The sequence below is a fragment of the Maribacter sp. UBA3344 genome, from assembly GCF_002362375.1.
In the GTDB taxonomy this organism is placed as follows: Bacteria; Bacteroidota; Bacteroidia; order Flavobacteriales; family Flavobacteriaceae; genus Maribacter; species Maribacter dokdonensis.
This window is the reverse complement of sequence record NZ_DERI01000001.1, coordinates 18,777-42,389: the sequence shown is the minus strand read 5'-3', so window position 1 is coordinate 42,389 and position 23,613 is coordinate 18,777. Positions and strand designations below refer to the sequence as shown.

Annotated in this window: 21 protein-coding genes; 5 read left to right on the top strand and 16 right to left on the bottom strand. The window is 37.8% G+C overall.

Annotated features, from left to right (window positions below):
• The 12 genes from B2Z27_RS00195 to B2Z27_RS00140 form a co-directional block, all read right to left on the bottom strand.
• A complete protein-coding gene (locus tag B2Z27_RS00195) occupies nt 1-1,242 on the bottom strand; it encodes a methionine aminotransferase (protein ID WP_339633979.1) in 1,242 nt (413 codons plus the stop codon).
• Complete coding sequence (locus B2Z27_RS00190) at nt 1,242-1,787, bottom strand: type 1 glutamine amidotransferase domain-containing protein (RefSeq protein ID WP_074670970.1); 546 nt, start codon at nt 1,785-1,787, stop codon at nt 1,242-1,244. The genes B2Z27_RS00195 and B2Z27_RS00190 overlap by 1 nt, the downstream gene beginning before the upstream one ends.
• Before the next feature lie 131 nt (nt 1,788-1,918).
• Nucleotides 1,919-2,401: a very short patch repair endonuclease gene (locus B2Z27_RS00185; protein WP_286812096.1), complete on the bottom strand. Its 483-nt coding sequence runs from the start codon at nt 2,399-2,401 to the stop codon at nt 1,919-1,921.
• A gap of 65 nt (nt 2,402-2,466) precedes the next feature.
• Nucleotides 2,467-3,213, bottom strand: coding sequence for a succinate dehydrogenase/fumarate reductase iron-sulfur subunit (locus B2Z27_RS00180; RefSeq protein ID WP_058104492.1), 747 nt, complete (start codon nt 3,211-3,213; stop codon nt 2,467-2,469).
• A 69-nt stretch (nt 3,214-3,282) separates the two neighbouring features.
• Nucleotides 3,283-5,298 (bottom strand): fumarate reductase/succinate dehydrogenase flavoprotein subunit, encoded by a 2,016-nt coding sequence (locus B2Z27_RS00175; RefSeq protein WP_215996799.1) that lies wholly within the window; start codon nt 5,296-5,298, stop codon nt 3,283-3,285.
• Between the two features lie 12 nt (nt 5,299-5,310).
• Nucleotides 5,311-5,991 carry a succinate dehydrogenase cytochrome b subunit gene (locus B2Z27_RS00170; protein WP_074670975.1) on the bottom strand — a complete coding sequence of 227 codons (681 nt, stop codon included), beginning with the start codon at nt 5,989-5,991 and terminating at the stop codon, nt 5,311-5,313.
• A 168-nt stretch (nt 5,992-6,159) separates the two neighbouring features.
• Nucleotides 6,160-6,591, bottom strand: a complete 432-nt coding sequence (locus B2Z27_RS00165) for a hypothetical protein (RefSeq protein WP_074670976.1) — start codon at nt 6,589-6,591, stop codon at nt 6,160-6,162.
• A gap of 110 nt (nt 6,592-6,701) precedes the next feature.
• A complete protein-coding gene (locus B2Z27_RS00160) occupies nt 6,702-7,091 on the bottom strand; it encodes a DUF2721 domain-containing protein (RefSeq protein ID WP_058104488.1) in 390 nt (129 codons plus the stop codon).
• A gap of 12 nt (nt 7,092-7,103) precedes the next feature.
• Nucleotides 7,104-7,442, bottom strand: coding sequence for a cupin domain-containing protein (locus B2Z27_RS00155; RefSeq protein ID WP_210708031.1), 339 nt, complete (start codon nt 7,440-7,442; stop codon nt 7,104-7,106).
• Between the two features lie 4 nt (nt 7,443-7,446).
• Nucleotides 7,447-10,293, bottom strand: coding sequence for a VPS10 domain-containing protein (locus B2Z27_RS00150; RefSeq protein WP_286812095.1), 2,847 nt, complete (start codon nt 10,291-10,293; stop codon nt 7,447-7,449).
• Between the two features lie 37 nt (nt 10,294-10,330).
• The gene (locus B2Z27_RS00145) at nt 10,331-12,091 is read right to left on the bottom strand and encodes a M28 family peptidase (protein WP_286812094.1); all 1,761 of its coding nucleotides are present in this window, start codon (nt 12,089-12,091) and stop codon (nt 10,331-10,333) included.
• On the bottom strand, nt 12,079-13,530 hold the full coding sequence (locus B2Z27_RS00140; protein ID WP_286812093.1) for a M20/M25/M40 family metallo-hydrolase: 1,452 nt from the start codon (nt 13,528-13,530) through the stop codon (nt 12,079-12,081). The genes B2Z27_RS00145 and B2Z27_RS00140 overlap by 13 nt, the downstream gene beginning before the upstream one ends.
• Nucleotides 13,531-13,677: 147 nt before the next feature.
• Here B2Z27_RS00140 and B2Z27_RS00135 point away from each other — a divergent pair, with 147 nt between their 5' ends.
• Together B2Z27_RS00135 and B2Z27_RS00130 are read left to right on the top strand one after the other, a co-directional pair.
• Nucleotides 13,678-14,970 (top strand): aminopeptidase P family protein, encoded by a 1,293-nt coding sequence (locus tag B2Z27_RS00135; RefSeq protein ID WP_286812092.1) that lies wholly within the window; start codon nt 13,678-13,680, stop codon nt 14,968-14,970.
• A gap of 9 nt (nt 14,971-14,979) precedes the next feature.
• Complete coding sequence (locus B2Z27_RS00130) at nt 14,980-15,750, top strand: exodeoxyribonuclease III (RefSeq protein ID WP_286812091.1); 771 nt, start codon at nt 14,980-14,982, stop codon at nt 15,748-15,750.
• A 58-nt stretch (nt 15,751-15,808) separates the two neighbouring features.
• Here the strand turns inward: B2Z27_RS00130 and B2Z27_RS00125 are convergent, their stop codons facing one another.
• Nucleotides 15,809-16,429, bottom strand: a complete 621-nt coding sequence (locus tag B2Z27_RS00125) for a fasciclin domain-containing protein (RefSeq protein WP_286812090.1) — start codon at nt 16,427-16,429, stop codon at nt 15,809-15,811.
• Nucleotides 16,430-16,521: 92 nt separating this feature from the next.
• The gene (gene brnQ, locus B2Z27_RS00120) at nt 16,522-17,799 is read right to left on the bottom strand and encodes a branched-chain amino acid transport system II carrier protein (protein WP_286812089.1); all 1,278 of its coding nucleotides are present in this window, start codon (nt 17,797-17,799) and stop codon (nt 16,522-16,524) included.
• 251 nt (nt 17,800-18,050) lie between these two features.
• Here brnQ and B2Z27_RS00115 point away from each other — a divergent pair, with 251 nt between their 5' ends.
• The gene (locus B2Z27_RS00115) at nt 18,051-18,272 is read left to right on the top strand and encodes a hypothetical protein (RefSeq protein WP_074670994.1); all 222 of its coding nucleotides are present in this window, start codon (nt 18,051-18,053) and stop codon (nt 18,270-18,272) included.
• Between the two features lie 13 nt (nt 18,273-18,285).
• Here B2Z27_RS00115 and thiL read toward each other — a convergent pair whose 3' ends face one another.
• The gene (gene thiL / locus B2Z27_RS00110; RefSeq protein WP_286812088.1) at nt 18,286-19,332 is read right to left on the bottom strand and encodes a thiamine-phosphate kinase; all 1,047 of its coding nucleotides are present in this window, start codon (nt 19,330-19,332) and stop codon (nt 18,286-18,288) included.
• 98 nt (nt 19,333-19,430) lie between these two features.
• Nucleotides 19,431-20,888: a Gfo/Idh/MocA family protein gene (locus B2Z27_RS00105; protein ID WP_286812087.1), complete on the bottom strand. Its 1,458-nt coding sequence runs from the start codon at nt 20,886-20,888 to the stop codon at nt 19,431-19,433.
• Between the two features lie 127 nt (nt 20,889-21,015).
• On the opposite strand from B2Z27_RS00105, the gene B2Z27_RS00100 reads away from it, so the two are divergent.
• Together B2Z27_RS00100 and B2Z27_RS00095 are read left to right on the top strand one after the other, a co-directional pair.
• Nucleotides 21,016-22,263, top strand: a complete 1,248-nt coding sequence (locus B2Z27_RS00100; protein WP_286812086.1) for a choice-of-anchor B family protein — start codon at nt 21,016-21,018, stop codon at nt 22,261-22,263.
• Nucleotides 22,263-23,609 carry a hypothetical protein gene (locus B2Z27_RS00095; protein WP_286812085.1) on the top strand — a complete coding sequence of 449 codons (1,347 nt, stop codon included), beginning with the start codon at nt 22,263-22,265 and terminating at the stop codon, nt 23,607-23,609. The genes B2Z27_RS00100 and B2Z27_RS00095 overlap by 1 nt, the downstream gene beginning before the upstream one ends.
• Nucleotides 23,610-23,613 lie beyond the last annotated feature (4 nt).

The following is a 23,613-nucleotide window of genomic DNA, read 5'->3' as shown; positions in this document are numbered from 1 at the left end:
TTATAGGCTGTTCAAAATCTCAATTGCCTTTTCAAGGGTAGCTGTCTTTTTTGCAAAGCAAAACCTGAGCATATGGTCATTTCTATTTTCAACATTGAACGATGAAATAGGAATTGAGGCTATACCGTTTTGTTTAATTAAGCGTTCACCCATAGCTTCATCAAATTCCGTGGATATAGCGGAGTAATCCAATAATTGAAAGTACGTTCCTTGTGATGGCTTATATTTAAACTTGGACGATTTTATCCCAATAAGAAATAAATCTCGTTTTTCCTGGTAAAAATCATTCAAATGTAGATAATTGGAAGGGTTTTGTAAATAAGTTGCCAATGCCCGTTGAACAGGATGGTCCACGCAAAATACCGCAAATTGATGCACCTTTCTAAATTCGGCCATTAGTTCATTTGGTGCTACGCAATACCCTACCTTCCAATCGGTAACATGAAAAGTTTTGCCAAAAGAGGCACACACAAAACTTCTCTGGGCCAGTTCTGGATATCTTGATGCGCTTTCATGCGCTTGATCATCAAAAATAATATGTTCATAAACTTCATCACTCAATAATATGATGTTGGTAGGTTTTAAAATGGTCTGTAGTTGCTCCATATCCCATTTAGATAAAACCGTTCCACTGGGGTTATGGGGTGTATTTAAAATCACCATTTTAGTTTTACTGGTGATTTTTTCCTGAAAGGCTTCCCAATCTATGCTATAGTCTGGTGCATTGAGTTGTACATACACTGGAATGCCACCATTAAGAAGAATAGCGGGCTCATAACAGTCGTAAGCAGGTTTTATAACGATAACCTCATCACCTTTGCTAATAAAGGCTGTAATAGCCGTAAAAATAGCTTCAGTTGCACCTATGGTTACGGTAATTTCTTTTTCTGGGTTGTAATGTTTGTTATGTAGTGTGTTTATTTTATCGGAAATAATTTCTCTTAAGCCAAAATAACCAGGCATGGGTGCATATTGGTTATAGCCTTGATGTATAGCATGGCTTACCAAGGATTTTAGTTTCTCATCTGCCTCAAAATTTGGAAATCCTTGAGAAAGATCAATGGCATCATGTTTTCTTGCAAGATTGCCTATTGTTGTGAAAATCGTCGTCTTTACATCTGGTAATTTTGATGCGTTTATAAGATGTTCATAGTTCATAGAAGTAAATGTATGAATTTTAAATACGGACATAAAAAAAGCCCAACCAAATGGCTGGGCTTCTACATTCCACTTCAGATGCATTATGCATGTTGCATTTCATGCTTTCCTTCTTTTATTTCTTCAACTAATTTAGAATTAAAAGCAGGTAAATCATCCGGATTTCTACTTGTCACGAATCCTTCGTCAACAACAACTTCTTGGTCTACCCAATCAGCTCCTGCATTTATTAAGTCATCTTTAATGGAGTGAAATGAAGTCATTTTTCTTCCTTTTACTACACCTGCACTAATCAATGTCCATGGTGCATGGCAAATAGCTGCTACAGGTTTTTTCAATTTAAAAAAGTCTCGTACAAAATCTAAAGCCGTTTCTTCCCTTCTAAGTAAATCTGGGTTAATTACTCCGCCAGGTAATACCAATGCATTATAATCCTCAGCTCTAACTTCGTTCAAGGTTTTATCTACGGTGTAACTGTTAGACCAGTTACCGTCTGCCCAACCTTTTATTTCTCCTTTTTCTAAACTTACAATATCTACGTTAAAGCCTTCTTTCTCCATGGCTTCTTTTGGAGATTTTAATTCACTTTCTTCAAATCCATTTGTAGCTAATATTGCTATCCTCTTCATAATATATAGTTTTTAACGATTAATAATTTCTTTGATACTAAGTTACACACCAAAGGGAGTAATGTCCGTTAAAGCCTTATTAATAAAGGAGTTTCAAGGGTTAAACATTTGCTAAATGAACTTTATACATATTATTTTGTGCTCTTTTCAAAAGAATTTAGATGGCTTATAGTTATTTGTAAGCAATTTTCAAGATCCTTTTTCACTTGGGTTTCCCAGAACCTAAATACAGTGTATCCTAATCTTTTTAGTTCTTGGTTAACTTCTTGATCGCGTTGTATATTACGTTCAATTTTTGCAATCCAAAAATCACGATTGGTCTTAATTTTTGGTTTATGCTCTTCCCAATTTTTACCATGCCAATATTCACCATCAATGAATATTACTGTTTTGTACTTAGGCAGGGCTATATCTGGTTTGCCTATTAGCTTTTTATAATCAATGCGATATCTATATCCAGCGGCATAAAGGGCTTTTCTAAAGGCAAGTTCGGGTTTGGTGTTCTTACCCCGTATTTTACTCATTATCTTAGAACGTTGTGGAGTAGTGTAAAAACCACATTCCTCATTGAATCGTGGTACTTTAATTCGCTCTTGTTTATAGTCTTTTGACATGTCTTAAAAATAAAAAATCCCGAACCTTAATGGTCGGGATTTTTAAAATTTTATGATTTTTAAGTCTAACTTTTAACGTTAGCACTTAAATACTCGCGGTTCATTCTTGCAATATTCTCTAAAGAAATTCCTTTAGGACATTCAATTTCACAAGCACCGGTATTGGTACAGTTACCAAAACCTTCCAAATCCATTTGTGCTACCATGTTCTTCACACGATCTACGGCTTCTACTTGACCTTGAGGTAATAATGCATATTGTGATACTTTTGCGCCAACAAATAACATTGCAGAGGCATTTTTGCAACTTGCTACACAAGCTCCACAACCAATACAGGTAGCGGCATCCATAGCTTCATCAGCTGCGTGCTTTGAAATAGGAATGGCATTTGCATCTTGGGTATTACCAGAAGTGTTTACAGAAATATATCCACCAGCGTGCTGAATACGATCAAAAGAACTTCTGTCTACCACTAAATCTTTAATTACAGGAAATGCCTTTGCTCTAAATGGCTCAATAGTGATAGTGTCGCCATCTTTGAACATACGCATGTGTAATTGACATGTTGTAACACCTCTATCAGGACCGTGGGCCTCACCATTGATGTACATTGAACACATACCACAAATACCTTCACGACAATCATGGTCAAAAGCTACTGGTTCTTCTCCTTGGTTGATCAATTGCTCGTTAAGAACATCCATCATTTCTAAGAAAGACATATGTTCAGATATATCCGTTACCTTATAATCGACCATAGAACCTTTATCTTTTGGTCCCTTTTGTCTCCAGATTTTTAATGTCAGATTCATAATTATTTCGTTTTTGGTTGTTCGTTGTTCGTTGTTGGTTCATTAAAACCAGCAACTAGCAACCATCAACTACTTATAACTTCTTTGTTTTAATTCTATTTCGTTGAACTCTAATTGCTCCTTATGCAAAACAGCATCACCAGGTTCTCCTTTATATTCCCAAGCCGAAACAAAGGCAAATTCAGCATCGTTACGTTTTGCCTCACCTGCTTGTTCCCCGCCAATTTCAACGGATTCTTCTCTAAAGTGTCCTCCACAAGATTCTTCTCTTACCAAAGCATCTTTTGCGAACAATTCACCCAACTCCAAGAAATCTGCTACACGACCCGCTTTTTCCAATTCAGGGTTCATTTCGTTGGCAGCACCTGGAACATTAACTTCTTTCCAGAAACTTTCTCTTAGTTCCTTAATTTCTTTTGCAGCTTCTTTTAAACCTTCCGCATTACGGGACATACCACATTTATCCCACATAATTTTACCTAGTCTCTTGTGGTAATAATCAACAGAATGTTGTCCCTTATTATTGATGAAGAAATCAATTCTATCTTTTACAGATTTTTCTGCTTCATCAAATTCAGGGGAATCAGTAGCAATTTTACCTGTTCTAATTTCATTGGATAAGTAATCGCCAATGGTATATGGTAATACAAAATAACCGTCTGCAAGACCTTGCATTAACGCAGAGGCACCTAACCTGTTGGCACCGTGATCAGAGAAGTTAGCTTCACCAATACAGTAAAGACCATCAACAGTAGTCATTAAATTATAATCAACCCAAACACCACCCATGGTATAGTGTACTGCAGGGTAAATCATCATTGGTGTTTTGTACGGATCTTGATCTACGATTTTTTCGTACATCTGAAAAAGGTTACCGTATTTCGCTTTTACTATAGCCGCACCTAGTTCATATATTTTGTCAGCAGAAGCATTGTTGATGTTATGAATTTTAGCTTGCTCTTTACCATATCTTTCAATAGCAGAGGCAAAATCCAAATAAACAGCTTCACCGGTAGCATTTACACCATAACCGGCATCACAACGTTCTTTTGCCGCTCTTGATGCAACATCACGTGGTACAAGGTTACCAAATGCAGGGTATCTTCTTTCTAAGTAATAATCTCTTTCGTCTTCAGATAAATCTGTAGGTTTCTTTTTGCCCTCGCGAATTGCTTTAACATCTTCTAGGCTTTTAGGAACCCAAATACGACCATCGTTACGTAAAGATTCTGACATCAAAGTCAGTTTAGACTGATAGTCACCTGAACGTGGAATACAGGTTGGGTGAATTTGAGTATAGCAAGGGTTGGCAAAGAACGCTCCTTTTTTATGGATTTTCCAAGCAGCTGTTGCATTAGATCCCATTGCGTTGGTCGAAAGGAAATATACATTACCATATCCACCAGAGGCAATAACCACTGCATGTGCAGAGTGGCGCTCAATTTCACCGGTAACCAAGTTACGGGCAATAATACCACGAGCCTTACCATCAACTTTTACTACATCTAACATTTCATGACGATTGAACGGGGTAATTTTACCACGGGCAATTTGTCTGTTCATTGCAGAATAAGCACCTAATAATAATTGTTGTCCGGTTTGACCTTTGGCGTAAAAAGTTCTTGAAACCAATACACCACCAAATGAACGGTTGTCTAATAGTCCGCCATAATCACGTGCAAAAGGAACCCCTTGTGCCACACACTGGTCAATAATATTTGCAGAAACTTCTGCTAATCTATATACGTTTGCTTCTCTTGAACGGTAATCACCACCTTTTACGGTATCGTAAAATAAACGGTATGTAGAATCACCATCACCTTGGTAATTTTTTGCTGCGTTAATACCACCTTGTGCAGCAATAGAGTGTGCCCTTCTTGGAGAATCTTGATAGCAAAATGTTTTTACATTATAGCCTAATTCTGCTAAAGTTGCAGCAGCAGAACCACCCGCCAATCCTGTTCCAACTACAATAACATCTATATTACGTTTGTTGGCAGGGTTTACCAAATCTATATGGTTCTTATAATCGGTCCACTTCGTTTTCAACGGACCTTTAGGTACTTTTGAGTCTAATACAGACATAAGTAATAGGTATTAATGATGATTAAAATGATGAAAAAGTGCAATGAAAATAAATCCTAGTGGAATTATGATAGCATACGCTTTACCAAACAATTGTAATTTTTCTTTTCTCATGCTAGTTGCACCGGCAGACTGAAATGCAGAACTAAAGCCATGCATTAGGTGTAACGATAAGAATACGAAGGCGATTACATAAGCGCCAACACGTAATGGGCTTTCAAACTTATGGGCAAGTTCCTCATAATAACGAAAGCCTTCACCGTTACCCAATAAACCAGACATATCGCCTTGAATATATTTTGTATTGATTTCTGGGATCCAGAAATCAATAAAGTGAAGTACCAAAAATGCCAAAATGCACAAACCGCTGTAAATCATATTACGGCTCATCCATGATGAATTGGCAGCACCATTGTTTTTTGCGTATTTTTTTACCCTAGCACTTCTGTTTTTGGCTTCTAAGATGAAACCCATCACAAAATGATAGATTACACCGAAAATTAAAACAGGCTGCAGAACATATTGTACGGCCCAAAATGTACCCATAAAGTGCGAAGCTTCATTGAAGGCATTAGGACTGAAAACCGATAAAATGTTAATTGCAAAATGCTGAAGTAGAAAAAACATTAAAAAGAAAGCAGAAAGTGCCATTGCGTACTTTCTACCAATCGAAGATTTAAAAAATCCGCTCATTAGTTGATAATTTTATATGCGAATTTACATCACAAGCTAGTTATTAACAAGAATTAACAGGATTTAGTATGTCTATTTAGACTGATTATAAAATCTATTTTGAAGATGTTTAAGATTTTTTTGTAAATAAGGCTTTCAAATAATTAATCTTTCAACAAAATTATAATGTTAATTTACTGATTCTGTAGATTTTTCGGAAATTTCAGTTGCCCAAGCCACAGCTTTGTCTAAATCTACGAACCTTTTTATCCTTTTTGGGAAGATTAATTTTTTTAAGAACATGCTTAACGCATGACCTTTTAAAGGACCTACCGCAGCAATATGTTGCATATCAAACCTATTTTTGTAGAACTTGAACCAGTCAAAAGGAGCTACATGGTATCTATTGATTCTATTGGCAATATAAATGAATGGAATATGATCGTCGTAAATTTCTTGGGCGGCATAAACGGCTTTTTTTGCATTGTCCCATCTAAAGAGAACGCCTTCGTGCATTTCAGATATTACAATACCACCTTTAAAGAAATAGAATACGCCAAATTCAAACTCCCTTATTTCCCGTATTTGATTAATTAATTCGAGATCTCGAACTTTTTTCATGCCAATTAATTATCGGACGGCAAATATACTGGATATTAGTTAAATAGCTTATAAAAACATCGACGAACGGTAAGGTAATTAGTTTGGGGTTCTTTAAACAAGTAACTCCATTAGTTCTCCATATCCTTTAGCTGGATTTCTAGTGCTTTTGTCGATAGCTGAACCTCGATCAAGGATAAAACCAAAGACACCATTAGCGCAAATAAACTAATGCTAAATATCAAATTTGCCCAAAATGTAAGTTCAACATAGATTAGCGTCATTGTAATTACCGCCAATAAAAAACTGAAGATCGCAGTGGCTTGCATGTTTTTGATAATGGTGAGGCGTTTACGTAATTTTTGAACTTGTAGGCCAACGGATTGCGATGCCGTTTCTTGATATTTTTGATGTAATTGGCGTATTAATGCGGCAATAGCCAAGTATCTTGCATTGTATGCCAACATTGTCAATGAAATGGCAGGGAAAAGTAGTGCCGGTATGCCTAAAGTGAGTTCCATAAATAATAATTCTTAATCTGTAGCTATTCCAAAATAAGTCCAAGTTACATTTTGGTCAAATGGGTTGTGTTGACCATGTATTTCACCAGGGTTTATAGTAATGCATTTTCCAGGGCCAACCTCATAATCCTTTCCTGAAATAGTAAATACGGCTTTACCGGTCTGTATATGAAAAACTTCAAACATAGTATCATGTTTATGAAGCTCAACTTTTTGACCAGGCTTGAAAACAGCGGTACCGTACATCATTAATTGTGGTATTTCACCACGATTTATCAATGTCTTTTTCTTAATACTTGGGTCATGGCTAACACCTAGTTCTGGTAGCTCGTTCCAATCTACTATTTTCATTGTACTATTCTATATCAAAAGTTGTTTTTTCAACAGTTCCGTTTCCTTTGATTTCTATGGTATAGGTTCCTTTTGGTAGATAGGTGCTCCCATTATCAGCTTGTTTTAAAACGGTTTTGTGTTTTTTAAGGTAATTCATCTTGCCAATTTTAGAGAAAGCAACATCATAGGATAAAACATTTAAACCTTTGTCTGCAATAATTTCAGTTTCACTCACTACAATATCATCTGACGATACTATTTTGGCTTCATACACATCATCACTATCAGAGTAGAAGGTAATATCTAATCCAGGTGTTCTCGGTTTTGACCAAGAGCTCCAAGAATTACCCCAACGTGAAGAATGTTTAATATTCTTTAATGTATATACGTGCAGCGCTTTGTTCTGAATTTCTGAAGTCAAATTTTGAAGCGCAGCGATATTTGCGGTATAAATACTTCTACCATGCGTACCCACCACTAAATGTTTGGCATCTTGTTGTATGACCAAATCATGAACGGCAACATAGGGCATTCCATTTTGGAAAGACTGCCATGTTGTTCCCCTATCCAATGAAACGTATAAACCGTTATCCGTACCAACAAATAAAAGGTTTTCATTTTCCGGGTCTTCTACTATAACATTCACGGCAGATGTAGGAATGTTATTAGAAATGTTTTTCCAAGTAGACCCTTTGTCGTCACTTACAAAAACATAGGGAGTAAAGTCATCTGAACGGTAACCGTTTAACGTAGCATATACTCTATTTTCGTTATGTTTTGAAGTAATGACCCTACTTACCCATAAATTTTGAGGTAGGTTGTTAGATACGGTTATCCAACTACCACCACCGTTATCAGTTCGTTGAATTAGACCATCATCACTACCGGTATATAACATTCCAAATTTATAGGTAGATTCAGAAATTGTGGTCAAGGTGCCATAGGCTACATTACCTTGTTTTCCTCCTTGGGTCAGGTCAGTTGAGATAGTTTCCCATGTATCTCCTTTATTTAAGGAACGATGCATTTTATTACTGCCCATATATAAAATATCTTGGTTATGGGGAGAAAGTAAAATAGGAGTTTGCCAGTTGAAACGGTAAGGAGACTCGCCTAGCTCATGTTTTGGTTGAATATAATTTCTTTGGTTTTTTTCTAAATCGATTCTAAAATAATTTCCGAATTGATATCCCGTGTAAACGATATTAGCGTTGCGATCGTCAATCTCTACTTGCATACCATCTCCGCCTAAAATGGATTTCCAAGGGTATTGCCCTGTTTGCTGCCATTCGCTGTTTTCTTCTGCATTGTGCGGTCCCTTCCAAACTCCGTTATCTTGTAATCCGCCATATATGTTATATGGTTTTTCATTATCTACGGCAATGGCATAAAATTGACCAACTGTGGGAGAGTTGTTCTTAAACCAATTTTTACCGTCATCGTAGCTCGTGTTAACTCCGCCATCATTCCCGTTAATGAGATGACCGGGTAATTTTGGATTGATCCATAATGCATGGTGATCTGCATGAACGTTGTCACCATTAATTGACGTATATGTTTTGCCGCCATCTTTAGATGCTATAATGGGTACGCCGGCTAAGTAAATGGCATCAATATTATTAGGGTCAACTGAAATCTGGGCAAAATAGTAGCCGTAGCTGTAAAAAAGGTCGTCTATATAGTCTTCGTTTTGTTTTGACCAAGTTTTACCGCCATCATTACTTCGGTAGACTTCTGCACCAATTACCGGGGTATCAAACAACATACTGTTGGCATCTTCTAAATATAATGCCAAGTCTGCCGGTTGTACGGCATTACTACGAACCATTTGCTTGACATTGGCAGCTCTATATTTTTCGTGAAAATTATTGGTTTTTAGAAATTCGTTCAGCTCTTTGTCGTTCAGCTTCAAGAACTGTTCTTTGGAGAGTGATTTAAAATCATCTTTTGTTAAGCCCGACTGTTTCTCCTTTTTTTCTTTAGATTTTTCTCTTCTAAATTGATTGTCATGAACGGCATAAACAATGTTGTCATCAAAAACGGCCAAGCCAATTCTACCAACTCCTTCTCCCATAGGAAAGCCACTTGAGGGTGTTGAAATTTTTGTCCAAGTGGTGCCAGCATCTGTACTTTTGTAAATGCCAGAACCTTCTCCGCTACCGCTAAAATTCCATGCTTTTCTATCTTTTTGCCAAGCTGCCGCGTATTGCATCTGATAATTATTAGGGGAAACCGCAACATCGATGATGCCTGTATTGTCATCAATGAACAAAGTTTTTTTCCAAGTTTTACCGCCATCTGTGGTTTTGTAAATGCCGCGTTCTTTGTTAGGAGAATATAAATGACCAGTTACGCCTACGGTTACTTCATTTGCATTATCAGGATTTACCACAATGCGCCCAATATGGTGAGAATCTGATAAGCCCATATGTTGCCAGGTTTTACCCTTATCGGTAGACTTTAATATCCCGATACCGGCGTATGATGAACGTGATGAGTTATTTTCTCCCGTACCTACCCAAATGGTTCCGCTTTGCCAATGAACCGCAATGTCGCCAAGATTCTGGGTTTGGGTTTCATCCATTACCGGAGTAAAGGTGTTACCGTTATTGTTGGTGTACCACAATCCGCCAGAAGCGTATGCTACGTAATATTCTGTTGGGTTGTTGTCGTTGACCGCTAAATCTACTACACGACCACTCATTACAGACGGACCTACATTTTTTAATGGAATATTTTTGACCAGTGAATTGGCATCCATAGCCTGTTTGGCAATCAATGATTCCTCTATTTTTTCAGATGTAGTTGGTTGAACTTGTGCCGATACTATAGAAATACCGGTTAGTAATAGGAAATAAAACTGTTTCATTATAATGTTTTTGATGCTGCCGATGGTAAGTTACTGATTAGTTTTTAGAGCTGGTATTCAATTTCTTAATCAATTCTTGTGATTTTAACGACACCCTTGATTGTGATTCTTTTATGGCGTCATTAATATTGCCATTTGATTTTGAAACTACATCATTGGTAGTTGAGATGGCTTTAAGGTACCAATCTTCCCAAGCTTCTAGAATAGCCTTTTCATTTTCAATAGTGTTGCCAGTGTTAATAGCGTTAACACTTAACTGAAATTCGGTTTGTAAACGATCTATGGCTTTTTGTTCCAATAAAGATATTTGTTCTAAGGCAAATGCGGTATTTGAATTTACTAGGGTGAGTCCGCTCACTAGTGCCGCAGTACCCACATTTTTCATGGTTTCTTTTGAAACCTTGTCAATACGATCATTATCGGTATGGTAAAATTGGTCTGTAAAATGCCAAAGTAAAAGTCCGGGTATATCAGCTTGTAAAAACGGAGTGTGGTCACTTCCACCTTCAAACGGGTTGGTTTCTACCACCCAATTCGCAAATTCGCCCTGTTCTTTAAAGGTCGATGTTATAAAATCATTTAAATAGTGTGGTTTCATGTTTTCTAACTTTAAAACATCACCGCCCCATTCACTGTGTTTATCATTGCCACGAGTCCAAATAGCACTGGGGTCTGGCATTTTTTCAATCAAGAAAGTGCCGCCTGTTACTGCAGTATTTTCGCCTACCATATCAAGACTAATTCCCCATTTAATTCCTTTTGCACGCTCTGGATTTTCTTGAATATACCGGTTGGTAGAAACAATTTCATCGCCCCATAAAAAAGTCATGGTTCTTTTAAAGGCTATTTTATTTTCGCCGAATAATTTGGCTGTGGTTTTAGCCATTTCTAATTGCGTGCCAACACCCGTTGCGTTGTCATTTGCGCCGGGTTCTTGAACATGTGCGCTGTACACCAAACGTTCATTGGGCAATTCACTTCCTTTAATATCAGCAACAATGGTCAGTTCTTCGGATGGATATCTTTTGGTTTCTATCTTTACTAGAACTTCAGTAGCACCTGTTTTAAGTTGCGCCACTAATTTTTCTTTTGCTTCATATGACAGGGCAATGCCCCAGAAATCACTATCAGATGGTGAAGGAAGACTTCTAAATTGAATTGAAGTGGTATTTTTCTCTGGTTGTAAATACCCTGGGTTGTCATAGGTGAGAATTCCTATTGCCCCGTTTTTTATTGCGGTTTTGTACAACTTTCTAGCACTCATTTCTGCAAAAACTACTTTGCCTTTCATGGAGGCGGACTCCATATCTTCAACAGATTTTACCCATACAACTTCTGCTTGAATACCTTCTTTTGGGGTAGAAGCCGAATTTAAATAAGTCATGTTTCTATTGGTTTGCGAAAGTAGCAAGGGCATTTCTTGACCTACAATTTGTAATGATGCCGAAACAGGTTCCCAGGTTTGACGGTTCATTGCTCGCTTTTCAATACGGTAGGTAAACCGGTCACCAATTTTTGCATCCTCTTCTAATACATAACCTGCTGCTTTTAGACTATCTGCAATAAGGTGAATTGTTTTATCAAAACCGGTGTTGCCCACAACACGCCAATAATCTTCTACAAAATCTGTAGTTTCATAGGCAAGCTGACCCGTGAATTCTGGGCGAACAAGCTCAAAATAATCTACTGGTTTTTCTTCAGGCTGCTGAGAGCATCCTGCTAAAAAAGAAAGGCAGAGTAATGCGGGTACAATGCCCTGCCTTAATAATATTCTTTTGATGGAGATTACTCTTCCCATTTCCATTCGTTGCCAATGATCAATTTCTCTTTTAAATCATTTTTGATCATGAATTCTTTAGTGGTTTCACTATCCATTTTTGTTGCTGGTAAAGTATCGGCATTTGCCAGAGCATACAACATCATTGTGCCAAAACGTGCCGTATTTTTCATATGGTCTTCATTCACCAAATGAAAATCGTCACAATCAGAATGGTAGCAGCCGTAGATAGAACGGTCTAAATTACTATGTACCGATAAAATGGGCACACCTTCAAGCATAAATGGTTGGTGATCGCTATGTAGCCCAGATCTGTTGGAGAATTTGTTTTGATAAATAGTATCCTGTTTTTGAATGGCAGCACCTAAATCTTTAAAGAACTGTTCATTATCTAATTTACCTCCGGCATTCATACCTATTGGGTTACCGGACATATCTAGGTTCATCATATATTTGATGTTCTCAATGGTATTGTTTTCAACAGCTTGTTCTACCAAATATTTAGAACCTAGTAAACCTTGTTCCTCTCCCATGAACATTACAAACTTCACGGTTCTTTTTGGCTGTAGATTATTAGCCTTAAATGCCCTTGCAATATCAAGCACCGCAAATGAACCAATACCGTTATCTATGGCACCGGTAGCCAGATCCCAAGAATCTAAATGACCACCAATAACAATTTCTTCTTGAGGTATTTCCGTACCTGGTAATGTTGCAACTACGTTTCTTGCCTTAATCATATCGCTTGTATTGGTCATGTCAATTTTGGCGGTAGCTTTTTTGGTCTTCAACGTTTCTTTTAATGCCATACCATCTTCCTTGCCAATACATACGGCAGGTATTGGAATCAACTCTCCTGTAACCGAAGCTGTACCTGTAAGCAAAACACCATTATCCACTTGGTTAATGATAATAATACCAATAGCACCGTATTTTATGGCTAAAGCCGTTTTCTCGCTACGGTGTAAATTGCTTAACCCTTCTTCGCTACCTGGTAGAATATTAATATATACCAAAGCTATTTTTCCTTTTACGGCATCTGGGTTGGCAGCGTAGTCTGCATCTAGTCCATTGCCCATGTCTACAATTTCACCGGTAACGTGTGCCTCTACAGGTGCATGACCTAAGGTCACTACCTTAACATCATCCTCGTTGATGGTTAAAGAAACTTCGCCTCTTGCCCATGCCTTAACTTCAAAAGTTTGGTAAACTACATCTTCAAAACCATATTCCTTGAATTTGTTATAGGTGTATTCTTCTGCCTGTGCACCGTTGGTTGATCCTGTTAACCTATGACCTATAGTTTCGGTAGCTTCCTTTAACGTGCTATAACCTTTGGAATTTTGTTTTATTTCGGTATCAATATGGGCAAAAAGGTCAGATTGTGTTTCTTCTTTCGGCGTTTCTGAACATGCCTGTAAGCATAGTGCACCTAAGATGAGGTAAGCAATTTTTCTCATGAGTTGTCTTTGTTTGGTTTAGGTATACAAGTTAGCCATTTTGTAGCTAAGAAGTTGTGCTAACATTCTTGTAAATTTTATAATTCCATGCCCTATTTTTTAAGGAAACAACACATAATGCGTAATTTTATATCAAAATATAAATTCATGAAATACGATCAAATACCTAACTCCCTATTTATAAAGAACCGTAAGAAGTTTATGGACCGCATGCAACCTAAAAGTATTGCAGTTTTTAACTCTAACGATATTTACCCGATAGGAGCCGATAGTGTTTTGCCTTTTGAGCAACATAGAGATATATTTTACCTATCCGGTGCTGATCAAGAAGAAACGATACTAGTATTGTTTCCCGATGCCATTAATAAAAAACATCGCGAAGTTTTGTTTGTTCGTGAAACCAATGAGCATATTGCCATTTGGGAAGGTGAAAAATTAACCAAGGAGAAGGCTACGGAAGTGTCTGGTATAGAAACCATTTGTTGGTTGCAAGATTTTGATAAAATCTTCTTCGATCTAATGACCGAAGCCGAGACTATTTATTTTAATACAAACGAGCATTACAGGCAGGCGGTAGAAACACAGACTAGAGAAGATCGGTTTATTGAAAAATGTAAGCGTGAATACCCTGCTCATCGCGTAGCAAAGAGTAATCCTATTTTGCAGGAAATTAGAGGGGTAAAAGAACCTGAGGAAATTGATATTATGCAAATGGCATGTAATATCACTGAAAAAGGATTTAGAAGACTACTAAGTTTTGTGAAACCAGGGGTAATGGAGTATGAAATTGAGGCTGAGTTGCTGCATGAGTTCATAAGAAACAAATCTAAAGGTTTTGCTTATCCGCCAATTATTGCATCTGGTAATAATGCTAATGTTTTACACTATCTAGAGAATAATAAACCATGTAACGCAGGTGACTTAATTTTGATGGATACTGCTGCAGAATATGCCAATTATTCTAGTGATCTTACTAGAACTATACCTGTAAGCGGAAAATTTACCAAACGCCAAAAGGAGGTGTATAATGCTGTTTTACGTGTAAAAGACGATGCTACCAAAATGTTGGTGCCGGGTACGCTTTGGGCAGAATATCACAAGGAATGTGGTAAAATAATGACCTCAGAACTTTTAGGTCTTGGTTTGTTGGATAAAGCCGATGTACAAAATGAAAATCCCGAATGGCCTGCATACAAGAAATACTTCATGCACGGTACAAGTCACCATATTGGTTTGAATACGCATGATTATGGGGCTTTGAAAACACCAATGAAAGCCAATATGGTATTTACCGTAGAGCCGGGTATTTATATACCTGCGGAAAATATGGGTATTCGTTTAGAAGATGATGTGGTTATTCAAGAAAAAGGAGAACCTTTTAACTTAATGGCGAATATTCCGATCAAGGCAGATGAGATAGAGGAATTAATGAACAACTAAATAGCAAGCATGAAATTAGTATCGTGGAACGTTAATGGAATTAGGGCTTCGGTTAAAAAGGGATTTGAGGATATTGTAAAGGAATTTGATGCCGATGTGTTTTGTGTTCAAGAAACCAAAGCGCAAGATGATCAGGTTGCCGAAGCATTGAAAGAAATTACAGATTATGAACTGTTTAGTAATAGCGCCGAAAGAAAAGGATATTCTGGTACTGGAATTCTTTCTAAACAGAAACCCGTGGCGTTCAACAAGAATATGGGGGTAGAAATTCATGATTTAGAAGGAAGGATTACCCATTCTGAATTTGAACACTTTCATTTGGTGAACGTCTATATTCCAAATAGTGGTAGTGGACTAAAAAGATTGGATTACCGTGCCGGATGGGATAAAGATTTTACCAATTACTTAAAAGAGCTTTCAAAATCAAAGCCGTTGATCATTACAGGTGATTTTAACGTGGCACATACTGAGAACGATTTAGCCAACCCCAAAAGTAATTACAACAAAACTTCTGGATTTACCCAAGTGGAGATAGATGGGTTTGACCATATGTTGAAAGAGGTCAATTTAGTTGATAGTTTTAGAAAACTACACCCTACTACGTTCAATAAATATACCTTTTGGAGTGCACGTGGTGGTGCAAGGGGTAGAAACGTGGGCTGGCGTTTAGACTACTTTTTGGTAAGTGAATCTATTTGGGACAAAGTAAAGTCCTCCGAAATTCATGATCAGATTATGGGCAGTGATCATTGCCCTATTAGTTTAGAAATAGATTTTTAAAAAAAAGAACGGCCCATTTTTAATGGGCCGTTCCTATAAATTGGGGGAATATTAATTCTTACATACCTGGTAAAACCACGGCATCAATAACATGAATTATTCCATTTGATTGGTTTACATCTGCAATTGTCACAGTGGATATATTATCCGCGGCATCTTTTAATTGAACCTTCTTTCCTTTTAGCATTGCGGTTAAAGTGCCACCGTTTACTGTAGTTAATTCAGCTTTTCCGTTACCATCTTTAATCATCTTCATTAAATCCATAACGCTGACTTTTCCAGCAACTACATGGTATGTTAAAATCGATTGTAATTTCGCTTTGTTTTCAGTCATTAACAAGGTCTCAACAGTCCCTTTTGGTAGTTTCTCAAATGCTTCATTTGTAGGAGCAAAAACTGTAAATGGACCTTCACCTTTTAAAGTTTCTACTAATTCTGCTGCTTTTACTGCTGCAACTAGAGTTGTGTGGTCTTTTGAGTTCACTGCATTTTCAATGATGTTTTTATTAGGGTACATTTCAGCGCCACCGACCATTTTGGTCTCCATCATCATTTTTTCCTTTTTCATCATTTTCTTGTCCTTCTTCATTTCCATAGCACCATCTTGAGCGAAGGATGAAGTAGTAAGTCCTAAAGTTAAGGCAAGAGTGGCAAGTTTAATCGTATTTGAAATTTTCATAATCTAATTTTTTAGTATACCTCACTTACGGAAACCAATTGACGAAGGTTTGGTTTTTGGGTATGAATTAGATGAAATAAGTTTTCAGTAATTTATTTTTTGTTGGCGTTTATATAAATATTGAAAATTACGAACACAATCAAAGCTGGCAAGACCCAGCCTAAACTAAACTGCTGAAGCGGAATCCACGAAAACGTATTTGCTTCAGGTGTTACTGCTCCAATACTTCCCAAGAAATCAGGAATACTAAATAGTATGGTGGCTATGGTTACCGCTCTAAATACCAAAGGCGATGCATATTTATCTGGCACTACATTCAAAACAATGAGTATAATGGTAATGGGATAAATGAACATTAAAGAGGGTATGGCTACGGCAATAATATAAGCTACATTGAACTGACCAACAAGAACACCTAATACACTACCAATAATAGCCATAATGGTATATGCCGATTTTGACTCATTAAATCTTGATGCTACAAAATCTGCCGTACCGGTTACGATACCTACTGCGGTGGTAAAACATGCTAAACCTACCAGTATACTTAAGAACAAATTACCAATGTTACCTAAACTCTGTTTTGCTAAACCGGATAATATTTCGGTTCTGGTCGTTTCTGCATTAAAAACAGCATGAGACAAGGCTCCAGAAAGAATAAGACCCATATAAATTAAAAACAAGGCCAAACCGGCAAACCAGGCAGCATTTCTAATTAATGTTTTCTTTTCGTCATAGGTTGCATCAACATATTTTAGGTTGATGGATATGATGATTACCCCACCAACAACTACAGCGCCAATAGCATCGAATGTTTGGTAGCCTTCCAGTATTCCGTTGGCAAACGGACTGGCAATCGTAGTGCTTCCAAAATCAAAGGGGAAAGAGAAAATCGTTATTCCTATTACCAAAAGAAGAATTAAAATGATAGCCGGCGTCAATATCTTGCCCAGTATATTCAATATTTTAGAACGGTTAAGCGCAAACAATAACACCAAAGCAAAATAGATGCTGCTGGTATACCAAGAAGATATATCCCAAAATGGCTGAATGGCCATTTCATGCGTTACAGATGCTGTTCTAGGGCTGGGGAGTGCTATGGCAATAGCGTATATGAAAAATGCATATACTAAGCTGAAAATAGGTGAGACCTTATTGCCAAAGTCTATAAGGGAACCTTGTAATTTTGCATGAGCTAAAATTCCGAGAACGGGAATGGCCACGGCAGAGAGTCCAAAACCGATAGTAACTACCAACCATTGATTTCCAGAATTAAACCCTAATAGGGGAGGTAAAATAAGATTGCCCGCTCCAAAAAAAAGAGAGAATAGAGCAAAGGCGGTTACAAGGGTTTCCTTCTTTTTAAACATAGGTACAAATTAAGTGAAAGATTATTAAATAACAGGTAAGCCAAGCTTTTTCATTTTTTGAAACCGCAAAAAAAAGAGCATTGACAACAGCATAGGTGAAACTCACAACAATTAGTGGTTCAGTCCTTTAATATACTGTACTTTAACAAAAGGAAAATAAGCGTATGCTAATTTCCTTGAGTTTCAACCTAATATATTAACCGCATTTTCTCGATCACCCAAATCGGAATTCTTGCAATAAAACCTACAGCATGAAAAAAATATTCTGCAGCATCTTTGGCCATCACTATTCCATTTCTAAGAAAGTGACATCTCACATTAAGGAGTACAAATGTATTCATTGTCAAAAAGAAGTAACCACAGACGTAAGTGGCAACCTGTCTATATTGACACCTGAATTACAAGATATCAATAGAACATTAGAACATATTTACCAAAGAAGACATACGGCTACGCAACAACAGGTAGCATAGTCATAATAGGTATTTATTGGTCAAATGAATTCCAACCCTGTGCGGTTAACGGAATCTTCGTATTATTCCTAGAAATTAAGTAAGCCCCTTCGTCTTTTCCCGTGGTATGCCCTATGACGGTAAGGTTAGGATTGCCTTTAATTTTTGGGAATTCTTTTTGGTCAATAGTGAACAATAGCTCATAGTCTTCGCCACCGCTTAGCGCTACAAGGGTACTGTCTATCTTGAATTCTTCACAAGCAGATATTACGGTAGGGTCTAACGGAATTTTGTCTTCGTACAAGTCAATTCCCAATCCGCTACTTTTGCTCAAATGAAGAATTTCTGAGGATAGACCGTCGCTAATATCTATCATTGATGTAGGATGAACTTCCAATTGTTTTAATAACTCAGGTATATCCTTTCTTGCTTCAGGCTTCAACTGTCGCTCTACGATATAAGAATAAGGTTCTAAATCGGGTTGACTATTAGGGTTTACTTTAAAAACCTCTTTTTCCCTTTCCAGAACTTGCAAGCCCATATATGCCGCACCCAAATCACCGGATACAACCAATAAATCGTTTGGTTGTGCACCTGATCGGTAAGCAATATCTTCTTCATTGGCAATACCTATAGCGGTAACACTGATCATTAAACCTGTTTTGGAAGAGGTAGTGTCACCACCCACTAAATCAACATTATATGTTTTGCATGCCGTAGCTACGCCAGCATATAATTCTTCAAGAGCTTCTAGCGGAAATCTATTAGAGACTGCAATAGAAATGGTTACTTGTGTAGCCGTAGCGTTCATGGCATAAATATCGGATAGGTTTACCATGATAGATTTATACCCTAAATGCTTCAATGGCATATAGGCAAGATCAAAATGAACGCCTTCAATTAAAAGATCGGTACTTATTACAGTTTTTTTATCCTTGAAATCTAAAACTGTGGCATCATCACCAATTCCTTTGAGTGTAGATGCTTGTTTTATTTCAAAACCCTTGGTAAGGTGTTCAATGAGCCCAAATTCGCCCAGTTTCTCCAATGATGTTCTTTCTTGTTCTTTATCTTCTAGCATGTTGCAAAAATAAGAAGTAAAATAAGATGTATGGCATAAAAAAGACCGAAGCTGAAAAGCATCGGTCTTAGTACTAAAATTATAAAGTTGTTGCGTGTTTATCCTAAAGAATAACCATCTCTATAGGTGCGTTTTACGTATTTATTTGCGGGTTCAAAATTAGTGATTTTCATATTTGCGGCATCCCATTGTAGGCGTTTTCTACCGTGGTATTGTTTGCCACCGCCCCAAAAGCTTTGGTTCTCTACCGTAGGGTCTACTTCAAAATAAGATTTTAATGCCAAGTTGCCAATTAGGATACTTTCTGTAAATGGTCCGGCATAATCAAAGGATGAACTGGTCTCTGCATTACCGTAACCGGCCATACAAGCGTTTACCCATTGTAAGTAGTGCCCTTCTGGTACACGAGCAATGGTTTGTTCAACTTCAAACTGTTCGTTAAGGCTCAGTGGAAGTAAACGCGGATTTGCACCATAACAATCTGCCATTAACTTTCCTTTGGTACCTATGAACAATACACCACCATCCCAGTTTCCTAAAGCTTCATCATCACCTAGTTCCTCTGGTCTTTCAGGTAATAGTCCGCCATCCATCCAGGTTACTTTTATTTTTCCTTTGCCATCCGTTCTTGGGTAGCTTAAATGTATTTTACTGGAATTCGGGAAACTTTTAGGGTAATCTTTATATTGGAAATTGCCACTGAAGGAGTCAGATACACTACACTCTACGGTATCAGGATATAAAATTGGAAGAATTCTATATACCGGATCCATAATATGGCAGGCCATATCACCTAGTGCACCTGTACCGAAATCTGACCAACCTCTCCAATCAAATGGTAGATAGGCATTGTTATAATCTCGCATTTGTGCGGTACCTAACCAAAGATCCCAGTTTAGACCTTTAGGAATACGATCTTTTTTAGTTGGTGTTTGTAATGCCTGTGGCCAAATTGCTCTGTTTGTCCAACATTTTACGGTATGTACCTCACCTATAATTCCGGTATCATAAATTTCTTTCATGGTACGTACACCATCACCAGAACCACCTTGGTTACCCATTTGAGTAACAACTTTGAATTTTTTGGCAGCCTCTGTTAACATTCTTGCTTCCCAAATATCATGGGTCAAAGGTTTTTGTACATACACGTGCTTGCCCATTGACATTGCCTGGTAAGCTGCAACGGCGTGGTTGTGATCGGGTGTAGAAACAGAAACGGCATCGATGTTTTTACCTTCTTTATCTAACATTTCCCTAAAATCATTGTAATAACTGGCTTTTGGGAAGTTTTCTCTAGAAGTAACCGCTTGTCTATCATCTACATCACAAAGCGAAACAATGTTAACGTTGGGGCTCTCGGCAAACGATGTAATATCGCTTTGCCCTTTACCTCCTGCGCCAATACCTGCAATGTTAAGTTTGTCGCTCGGAGCAATAAAGCCCGTTCCTCCAAGTACATGTCTTGGTACGATCATAAAACCGGCTGCCGCCATACCGGTATTCTTCATAAATTTTCGGCGGGTGTTCTTTTTGTCGTTGATTTTGTTGTTTGACATAAGTTGTTGTTGTTTGATTCGGTAATGAAGATAATCGAATTCTTTTGAAATTTAAATGGTTAACGGATTTAATACATTCTGTATGAATGCATTTAGTATCTTTAAGTGTTGACTATAAATTGATTGCATGAAAAAGGTGATTTGGTTTTTAACATTTTCTTTGCTTTTTAGCTGTTCTTCAGATGATAGCGCCAATTTAGAGCTAGGCGATGAGGTAGAAAATGAAACGCCTTCCAACATACCTAACGAAATAGGAAGTGTACCATGCAATAATGGAATGGCAGGTATTTACCCTTGTAATGGCTATGATTTGGTAGCGCATATTTCTTTGGACGATTTTTCTGCTAGCGAGGCTAATGATATATGGGGGTGGACTGATGCCGAAACAGGTAAGGAGTATGCCATAATGGGCTTGGATAATGGTACGGTATTTATAGATATTTCCGATGCTGAAAACCCCATGTACTTAGGAAAACTACCAACAGCTACAACCGCCAGTTCCTGGAGAGATGTAAAAGTGTATGAAGATTTTGCTTATGTGGTCTCAGAGGCTAACGGTCATGGTGTTCAGGTGTTTGATTTAAAGCGGTTGCGAAATGTTGTTGGCCCTCCCCAAGAATTTACGGCGGACGGGCATTATACCGGACTTGGAAATGCACATAACATCGTAATAAATGAAACCTCTGGTTTTGCCTATCCGGTCGGTACTGATAGGGATGATGAGTTTAACGGCGGAGTGCATTTTCTTGATCTACAAAATCCTATTGTTCCTGTACTTGCAGGTGGTTGGGGTTTAAATGGCTATACGCATGATGCCCAAGTGATTACATATAATGGACCTGATGCTGATTATCAAGGGGCGGAAATATTTGTGGGTGCTAATGAAGACTTAGTGGTAGTCGTGGATATATCGGACAAGAGTACACCGATAACCTTGGCCACGTTGCCATATCCTAATATTGGCTATACACACCAAGGTTGGTTTACGGAAGATCAGCGTTTTTTTATACTAGGTGATGAATTGGATGAGGTGAGACAAGGTTTTCAAACACGTACGCTAATTTTTGATATGGCAGATTTAGAGAATCCCGTGTTGCATCACACGTATTTAGGTCCTACGAATGCCATAGATCATAATGGTTATGTATTGCAAGATGAGTTTTTCTTGGCCAATTATACAGCCGGTGTGCGAATTTTGGATATTTCTGAAATTGAGAACAGTGTGGTTGTTGAAACAGGGTATTTTGATACCTACCCTGAAAATGATAATACGCAGTTTTCAGGTGTTTGGAGTGTTTATCCTTATTTTGAAAGTGCCAATATTGTTGTAAGCGATATCAATAGCGGTTTCTTTATTATTAAAAAATCGAACTGATGATAAGACGGATTCTTTTGTTCTTGGTGCTGTGTGTTGTTTTTTCTTGTGCAAAAGAAGATGCAGAAGTTGCTTTTAACGGGCTAGATTCTGAATTTGTAGGGGAGTTGGTTTGGGTCAAAAATTTTGGCGGTAGTGGAAACGAAAGTGCTCAGGCAATTATTGGAACAAACGATGGCGGTTTTGCCGTTTTAGGATATACAGGTAGTATTGATGGTGATATTGCTGCAAAGTTTGAGGAAGAAAATGATTATTGGTTTTTAAAATTTGATGCCAACGGAGTTTTACAATGGAACAAAACTTATGGCGGTAGTATGGACGATATCGGTCAGAGTTTGGTTCAAACTACAGATGGTGGTTATGCGCTAACGGGTTATGCCATGAGTAGTGATGGTGATGCTACCAATAATCAAGGTTTTCATGACAACTGGATTTTAAAATTAGATGCACAAGGTGTTTTGGAATGGGAAAGTAGCTACGGCTTTTCTGGACATGATCATTCATACGATATTCTTGAGGCGTCACAAGGTGGGTACTTTTTTACGGGTTTTTTAGATATTACCTCGGCCAGGGCCGACGGCAATACTGAAAAAGGAAACGGTCTTACCAGCCATGGTGTGGGTGAATTTTGGGGCACCAAAATAGATGAAAATGGAAGTATTCAATGGCGAGGTTATTTTGGTGGAACAAACAATGACCGTGCTCACAGCGTGGTTCAGAGTAATGATGGTGGTTTTGTAATGGCCGGCTTTACCGAAAGTGATGATTACGATGTTAGTAGCACCAATGGTAGTTATGAGTTCTGGGTAGTTAAGGTAGATGCATTTGGCAATCTGCTTTGGGAGCATTCATTTGGGGGCGATGGTATTGAGGTTGCATATGATATAGCAAAAACCTCAGATGATGGTTATGTTGTGGTAGGAAATACATTTAGTAACAATGGAGATGTATTGGTCAATCATGGAGGGTCTGATGTGTGGATGATTAAAATTGATGCCGAAGGTAACCTTATATGGGAGCAGACCTATGGCGGATCGGAGTTTGATCTGGCACAAGCTGTTGTGCAGAGTAAAGATGGCGGTTTCTACATTACCGGTAATTCAAAAAGTGATGATAAGGACAGTTCGTTTAATTATGGTGAGAATGATATTTGGCTGGTGAAAACCAACAGTGTAGGAGAATTGGTCTGGGAGAAATCCTATGGTGGATCGGGACTGGATTTTGCATATGATCTCATTGAAAATGAGGACGGAAGTGTAATGGTGGTGGGAGAAACGGCAAGTACTGATTTTAATACCTTGACCTCTAAAGGAAATACAGACCTTGTACTTCTAAAAATTAAATAACCTT